Origin of the sequence: Otariodibacter sp., from assembly GCF_029256985.1 — a bacterium.
Taxonomy (GTDB): Bacteria; Pseudomonadota; Gammaproteobacteria; order Enterobacterales; family Pasteurellaceae; genus Otariodibacter.
In genome coordinates, this window is record NZ_JARIDQ010000001.1 from 1 (window position 1) to 7,787 (window position 7,787).

7 protein-coding genes are annotated in these 7,787 nt (G+C 35.5%); 3 read left to right on the forward strand and 4 right to left on the reverse strand.

The genetic code is table 11. The features are described from left to right. The 3 genes from betB to Q1J40_RS00015 form a co-directional block, all read right to left on the reverse strand. The coding region (betB, locus tag Q1J40_RS00005) for a betaine-aldehyde dehydrogenase (RefSeq protein ID WP_301097928.1) at positions 1-1,181 on the reverse strand (1,181 nt) is incomplete at its 3' end. A gap of 375 nt (positions 1,182-1,556) precedes the next feature. Then, on the reverse strand, positions 1,557-1,760 hold the full coding sequence (gene yidD / locus Q1J40_RS00010; protein ID WP_301097930.1) for a membrane protein insertion efficiency factor YidD: 204 nt from the start codon (positions 1,758-1,760) through the stop codon (positions 1,557-1,559). After that, positions 1,747-1,995: a DUF4177 domain-containing protein gene (locus tag Q1J40_RS00015; protein WP_301097932.1), complete on the reverse strand. Its 249-nt coding sequence runs from the start codon at positions 1,993-1,995 to the stop codon at positions 1,747-1,749. The genes yidD and Q1J40_RS00015 overlap by 14 nt, the downstream gene beginning before the upstream one ends. A 548-nt stretch (positions 1,996-2,543) precedes the next feature. On the opposite strand from Q1J40_RS00015, the gene Q1J40_RS00020 reads away from it, so the two are divergent. Beyond that, complete coding sequence (locus Q1J40_RS00020; RefSeq protein ID WP_301097933.1) at positions 2,544-3,191, forward strand: OmpW/AlkL family protein; 648 nt, start codon at positions 2,544-2,546, stop codon at positions 3,189-3,191. Between the two features lie 54 nt (positions 3,192-3,245). Here Q1J40_RS00020 and fdhD read toward each other — a convergent pair whose 3' ends face one another. Then, positions 3,246-4,025, reverse strand: a complete 780-nt coding sequence (gene fdhD, locus Q1J40_RS00025; protein WP_502306648.1) for a formate dehydrogenase accessory sulfurtransferase FdhD — start codon at positions 4,023-4,025, stop codon at positions 3,246-3,248. Positions 4,026-4,259: 234 nt separating this feature from the next. Between fdhD and fdnG the strand changes: the two genes are divergently transcribed. Next, entirely contained in the window at positions 4,260-7,322 is a 3,063-nt protein-coding gene (gene fdnG / locus Q1J40_RS00030; RefSeq protein WP_301097934.1) for a formate dehydrogenase-N subunit alpha, read from the forward strand. Between the two features lies 1 nt (position 7,323). Then, a partial coding sequence (locus Q1J40_RS00035; RefSeq protein WP_301097935.1) for a 4Fe-4S dicluster domain-containing protein occupies positions 7,324-7,787 on the forward strand: 464 nt, incomplete at its 3' end.

Below are 7,787 nucleotides of genomic sequence, written 5' to 3' on the forward strand. Positions count from 1 at the left end.
CCTAGAATACACATTACTGGCCCAAAGATTTCTTCACGGGCGATTGACATATCATCACGACAATCGGTAAATACGGTTGGTGCAACATAAGCTCCTTGATCAAGCCCTTTTTCTGTTAAGCGATAACCACCAGTAAGTACTTTTGCTCCTTCAGCTTTACCTTGTTCAATATATTTCAAGACTTTTTCCATATGAGGGAAACTTGCTAGTGGACCGAAATTGATATTTTCATCAAGAGGATCACCGATGCGGATACGTTTTACTCGTTCCAGTACTTTTTCTTCAAATGCAGACTTAATACTATTTGGTACAAATACACGTGTGCCATTTGTACACACTTGACCAGAGCTATAAAAATTTGCCATTAAAGCAATGTCAGCGGCTAAATCTAAATTTGCATCTTCACAAATCACTAATGGTGATTTACCACCTAATTCCATAGTTGCATCTTTTAGTGAGGAACTGGCCGCTTGGGATAACACTTTTTTACCAGTAACAACCCCACCAGTGAAAGAGATTTTAGCAATTTCAGGGTGAGTACTTAATGCTTCACCAACACGCCAGTCACCTTGAACTACATTGAATACACCATCAGGTAGGCCCGCTTCAGTAAAGATTTCAGCAAGTTTTAATGCCCCTGTTGGTGTGACTTCACTTGGTTTAAATACCATTGCATTGCCGGCAGCAAGAGCAGGGGCTGCTTTCCACATAGCAATTTGTATTGGATAGTTCCAAGCACCAATACCTGCAACAACACCTAAAGGTTCTTGTCGGGTATAAACAAAGGCAGTTTCACGCAAAGGAATTTGACGACCTTCGATAGCTTGAGCTAAACCTGCATAGTATTCAATAACATCCGCACCAGTTACCACATCAACATATAAAGTTTCAGATAATGGTTTACCTGTATCTAGCGTTTCTACTTTTGCTAATTCATCATTTCGTTCACGTAACAATTCAACCGCTTTAAGAAGAATACGACTACGCTCAACTGCTGTCATTGTTGCCCAAATTTTTTGACCTTTTTTGGCAGATTCAATAGCTTGTTGTATTTCATTTTCATCGCTTTGTTGAACTTGAGATAGGATTGTATTAGTGGCTGGATTGATATTTTTAAAGTTTTCTGCATTATCACGAACAGCAACAAATTGCCCGTGGATGTAAGCTGTGAGGGTTTGCATTATTGATTATCTCCTTTGGAATAAAGTAATATTTTTCACCAAAAAAATGTAATTTTATATAACTATAATATTAAATTTTTGTAAAACTTTAGCATAAAACACTAAATTGAGCAAATTTATAACATGTTAGGAGATGAATGGAGGTATTCTTATAAACTGTATGAAGTTATGTCATAAGTATCTAGATACTATAAGCAATGGATAAATAGAAAAATTATTTATCAATTTATAGTTAATTTTCTACTATTACAAAGTGATTTTATAATTATAGTTTAATTCATTGTTTTATAATAAAATTTCTTATATTAAGAGTTTATTGTTAATTTAAGATGTTTTTTTAGATAAACACAGTGTAGAACCCTAGTAACATAAGTATTAAGGCTCATCAATGCCTCCATTAGGATATTTACAGCGACTTAGCCTGTTAAATGTCATTCTCCAGCCTTTAAGAAAGCCATATTTTTTTAATACAATAATGGCATAATTGGAACAGGTTGGTTCAAAACGACAAGCATCACGTATTTTGTGTGGTGCAAGTCGCTGATAAAGTAATATTAATTGAATGCTAAACCAGATCACTCATTTTTTCTCGTCTGAATGTAATAACTTTATGTGTTTTATATATCTTTTTCCCGAAAGAAAAACAACCAGCAGATTCTTCAGTAGTGAGATCATCAATACGGAAAAACTCCCAGCCATCCATTGCATATCTATTTACTAACTCTTCTAAATAATCAGCTGCAGCACTATCAATCTTCTTTCTGGATGCAATAATATTAGATACGGTTTGTACCATTTTATATTCATATTTCATCTAGTTTCCTCTTTATATTTAGTGAAAATTATTTACTGAGATAATTTTATCTATTGTTATCAAACCATATACGGAATAATGATTTTTTTAGATAACATACATCTAAAATTCAAATGTAGAATGATAGAATACGATACTAATTGATACAAGTTTAAAAAATTAAAATATTATAATGAGTTATAAAATAAGAAAACTTGATTAAACTTATTCTTCTACAAACCTATATAGCTTATTCCCATTAGCTTGTACGCTTTTGGGATATGACTTAGCTCTTCTACTAAAATTGGTAAACCTATTAGAATATAAGAGTTTCTGTTTAGAGTAAATTTAGATACTCATACTATAAACAAGAAACCACCTCTCGTTTATGTAAATTATTATATTAAGTCTGATCATATAGATACTAAATTATTTTAGATCAAACTATTAATAAAATATTTTTGATATTTATCAAAATAATTTATTTAAATTATTTTTATAATAAACTACCTTAATAAGGTTATATATCCACACTATCTATATTTACCTATATCTATAGGAGACTAAAAATGAAAAGATCAACTTTAGCAGTACTTTTGGGTTCAATGTTATCAATAGGGGTGGCTTCAGCTCATGAGGCTGGTAGCACAATTTTTCGTATGGGGGGTATTCTAGTAAATGCAAACTCTAATTCTAAGACAACAACACCAGTAGATATTACTTTAGATGTTAGAGACAATGCACAGTTAGGGTTGACTGCAACATATATGGTTACAGATAATTTGGGCGTAGAATTGTTAGGAGCAACCCCATTTTCACATAAGATAGATGCTACAGTAGAACCATTGGGGGTGAGTATTCCAAATGCAGTTAAAGTAAAACATTTACCGCCAAGCTTATATTTGCAATATTATTTTCTAGATAAAAATGCTGGTGCCAGACCTTATATCGGTGCAGGTGTAAATTATACTCGTTTTTTTAATGCAAAATCATTAAATTCTGCAATTACAGATCTGAGAGTTAAAAAGCATTCAGTTGGCCCAGTTGTAAATGCAGGTATCGACATTAAATTGGTGGATAATGTATATCTCAATACTGCGTTGTGGTATACACATATTAAAACAAAAGCTAATTTTAAAGCATTAGGTGCAGATCATGAAGTTAAGATTAAACTTGATCCACTAATCTATTTTGCAGGGCTTTCATATCGATTCTAATTTAGCGGTTAATTTAAAAGCTACTTGTTTATTTCCTATAATGAGTAGCTTTTATTATTTTAGGTTTAGACGTTTTTGACCAGAATAAATGGTTGTTTTCCCTTTCCTTGTAAAAGCTAAAAGTGTAAAGTTATTTTCATTTGCTAATTGATATGCCATTTCAGTTGTTGCTGAGATAGCACAAAGCATTTCTACACCACAAGCTAAACATTTTTGTACCATTTCAAAACTGGCTCTGCTTGTAACAAATACAAAGCCGATAGGATTATCCGCTTTCGCATACCATCCGAGTAATTTATCTAAAGCAACATGTCTTCCTACATCCTCTCGTATAGCTAATAATTTTCCATTGGGTGTAAAAAAGGCAGCAGCATGGCTTGCCCCTGTTTGATGAGAAAGTAATTGTGCTTGTTCCAATTGCTCTAAGCAGCTATCAAAAATAAGTGGGCTAATATTATATAAGCGGTGAGATCGTGGAAATAGTTTACAATTTTGTTGTACTTGCTCTAATTGTTCAACGCCACAAATACCACAGCCGGTTCGTCCTGCCATAGAACGTCTTTTTTCCTTTAGTGCCACAAATTGGCGAGTTGCGATTTCTAATTCAATTTGTATGCCACTTGGACCTTCAATAATGTCTAATCCAAATAGTTGATTTTTGTTAACAATTATTCCTTCAGATAGAGAGAAACCTAATGCGAAGTCCTCTAGATCTGAAGGCGTAGACATCATCACTACATGAGATATACCGTTATAAACAAGAGCAATAGGAACTTCTTTAATTAGGTTATCTTCTTGTTTTTGTTGAAAAAAAGAACCATTCTCAATTATGATGCGATTTGATGATGTTTTTATGATCGAACTCAATTTTTCCTCTCAAAAAAGTAAGGGTAAAGATAGTTTATCTTGTTAAGAAAATGTATAATTTTACGAATTTTAGTTTACATTGTATAATTGTATTCTGATTATTACATTCTTTCATCTATTACTAATATGATCAATATGTATGTATTTTATCAGTAGCAATTATTATTTAGTTCCGTAAATACGGATTTTTTAGGAGTGGTTATGCAGATCAGTAGACGTAAGTTTTTTAAGATCTGTGCAGGAAGTATGGCGGGAACATCTGCTGCAATGTTGGGGTTTGCTCCAGCAACAGCGCTAGCAGCGCCTCGTGAATACAAATTATTACGAGCGAGAGAAACTCGTAATACCTGTACATACTGTGCCGTCGGTTGTGGAATGCTATTATATAGCATGGGCGATGGTGCAATGAATTCAAAAGGAAAACTCATTCATATTGAGGGAGATCCAGATCATCCAGTTAGTCGTGGTGCATTATGTCCAAAGGGAGCAGGTGCGTTAGATTATGTGAATAGCGAACGCCGAGTTAAATATCCAGAAGTACGTGAACCGGGATCAAATGAGTGGAAGCGAATTTCTTGGGAAGAAGCGATTAGCCGTATCGCTAAACACATGAAAAAAGACCGTGATGAAAACTTTGTCACTCATAATGAAGAAGGTTTAGAAGTAAACCGTTGGATGACAGCAGGATTCTTAGCAGGATCTGCTTGTAGTAATGAAACGGGGATTCTTACTCAAAAATTTGTACGTTCACTCGGGATTATTTTTACAGACAACCAAGCGAGTATCTGACACGGACCAACGGTAGCAAGTCTTGCTCCATCATTTGGTCGCGGTGCGATGACCAACCACTGGGTTGATATTAAAAATTCTGATTTAGTAATCGTAATGGGCGGTAATGCAGCAGAGGCACACCCTGTTGGTTTCCGTTGGGCTGTGGAAGCTAAAAAACAAAATGGTGCGAAATTGATGGTGGTTGATCCACGTTTCAATCGTACAGCTGCAGTCGCAGATATTTACATGCCATTACGTTCTGGTACTGATATTGCTTTCTTATCAGGTGTTATTCGTTATTTATTAAAGAATGACAAAATTCAGCATGAATATGTTAAGCATTACACTAATGCAACATTCCTAATTGATGAAAACTTCAAATTTGAAGATGGATTGTTCTCTGGATATGATCCAGAAAAACGCCAATATGATCGTTCAAGTTGGGGTTATCAATTTGATGAGAATGGTAATGCTAAACGTGATATGACAATGCAAGATCCACGCTGTGTAATCAATTTATTGCGTGATCATGTTGAACGTTATACACCTGAAATGGTAGAGCGTATTACAGGTACTCCTCAAAAAGATTTCCAAGTATTCTGTGAAGAAGTAGCCAAAACATCTGCACCAGATAAAGCTGCAACATTCTTATATGCATTAGGCTGGACTCAACATACTGTTGGATCTCAAAATATTCGTACTATGGCAATGATTCAATTGTTGTTAGGTAATATTGGAGTTGCTGGCGGTGGCGTTAATGCGTTACGTGGTCACTCAAATGTTCAAGGTATTACAGACTTAGGGCTTTTCCCTAACCGTTTACCAGCTTATATTGCTTTACCAACAGAATCTGATCCAGATTTAGATTCATTCCTTGGACGTATTACACCAAAAGCATTGATCAGCGATCAAATTAACTATTGGCAAAATACTCCTAAATTTATGGTAAGTATGCTTAAGTCATTCTATGGTGATAAAGCGACTAAAGAAAATGGTTATGGTTATAACTATTTACCTAAATTACCTAAAGGTGGAATGGACCAATTCCGTTATATTGAAGATATGTACCAAGGTAAGGTAAATGGTTTCTTCTGCCAAGGTATGAACCCAGTAGCTTCATTTGCTAATTCAGGCAAAATTATTAAAGCATTAAGTAACTTAAAATATTTAGTTATCTTCGATCCTTTAATTACTGATACATCTGAATTCTGGAAGAATCATGGTGAATATAACGATGTGAAAACTGAAGATATTCAAACTGAAGTATTCCGCTTACCGACTACCTGTTTCGTCGAAGAGGAAGGTTCAATTGTAAATTCTGGTCGTTGGTTACAATGGCACTGGAAAGGTGCAGAGCCACCAGGTGAAGCAAAAACTGATGGTGAAATTCTATCTGAACTTCGTGCTGAATTACTTCATCTTTATCATGAAGAAGGCGGAAAAGCGCCACTTGAACCATTAGAGGCAATGGCATGGGATTATGCAAATCCATTAGCCCCTGCTCCAGAGGAAGTGGCAAAAGAAAATAATGGTTATGCACTTGTAGATATTAAAGATGCAAGCGGTAACATTATCCTTAAAAAAGGACAATTATTGTCTAGCTTTGCTCAAATGCGTGATGATGGTACAACTTCAGGTGCTTGTTGGATCTATACAGGTCAATGGACTGAAAAAGGTAACCAAATGGCGAATCGTGATAATTCTGATCCGTCAGGTTTAGGTAATACGCTAGGTTGGGCATTCGCATGGCCACTCAATAGACGTATTATTTATAATCGTGCAAGTGCAGACTTATCAGGTAGACCATTTAATCCTAAACGTCAATTAGTAAAATGGAATGGTAAGAACTGGAATTATGTGGATGTAGCAGATTTTGGTAATGCTCCACCAAATAGTCCAACGTTACCATTTATAATGCAACCAGATGGTGTAAGTGGATTATTTGCCCGTGATCGTATGGCAGAAGGCCCGTTCCCTGAGCATTATGAACCAGTAGAAACACCAATTGGTACGAATCCATTGCACCCAAATGTGATCTCAAGTCCTATTGTTCGTATATTTGAGAGTGATAAGGCTGAATTAGGAACAAGTGAAGAATTTCCTTATGTTGGAACAACTTATCGATTAACTGAGCATTTCCACTTTTGGACTAAAAATGTGCTATTAAATGTTATTGCTCAACCAGAACAATTTATTGAAATTGGTGAAGCATTAGCCAAAGAAAAAGGTATAGGACATGGTGATATCGTTAAGGTAACATCTAAACGTGGCTATATTAAAGCGGTTGCAGTAGTAACAAAACGTATTCGTCCTCTAGTTGCAGATGGTAAACCTGTTCATACAGTCGGTATTCCAATCCACTGGGGATTCTCTGGAATTGGTACTAAAAAAGGATTCTTCGCGAACAATTTAACCGTTCGCGCGGGTGATGGTAATACTCAAACACCAGAATCTAAATGTATGTTAGTTAATATTGAGAAAGTGGGGGCATAAGATGGGAACAGTACAATCTCAAAATATTATTAAAGCCTCTGCAACATCGGGCTTAACTCCACCACCACAAGCAAGAGATCATCAAGTTGAAGTGGCAAAATTAATTGATGTTACAACTTGTATTGGATGCAAAGCTTGTCAGGTGGGATGTTCTGAATGGAATGATATTCGAGCAGAGCCAGAGAAATGTATAGGGGTATATGATAACCCTATCGATCTCAATGCGAAGGCGTGGACGGTGATGAAATTCAACGAGGTTGAAGAAAATGACCGTTTAGAATGGTTAATTCGTAAAGATGGTTGTATGCACTGTGCAGAACCAGGTTGCTTGAAATCGTGTCCTTCACCAGGTGCGATTATTCAATATGCTAATGGTATAGTGGATTTCCAATCTGATAAATGTATTGGATGTGGTTATTGTATTGCTGGATGTCCATTCAATATTCCAAGAATGAACCCAGAAGA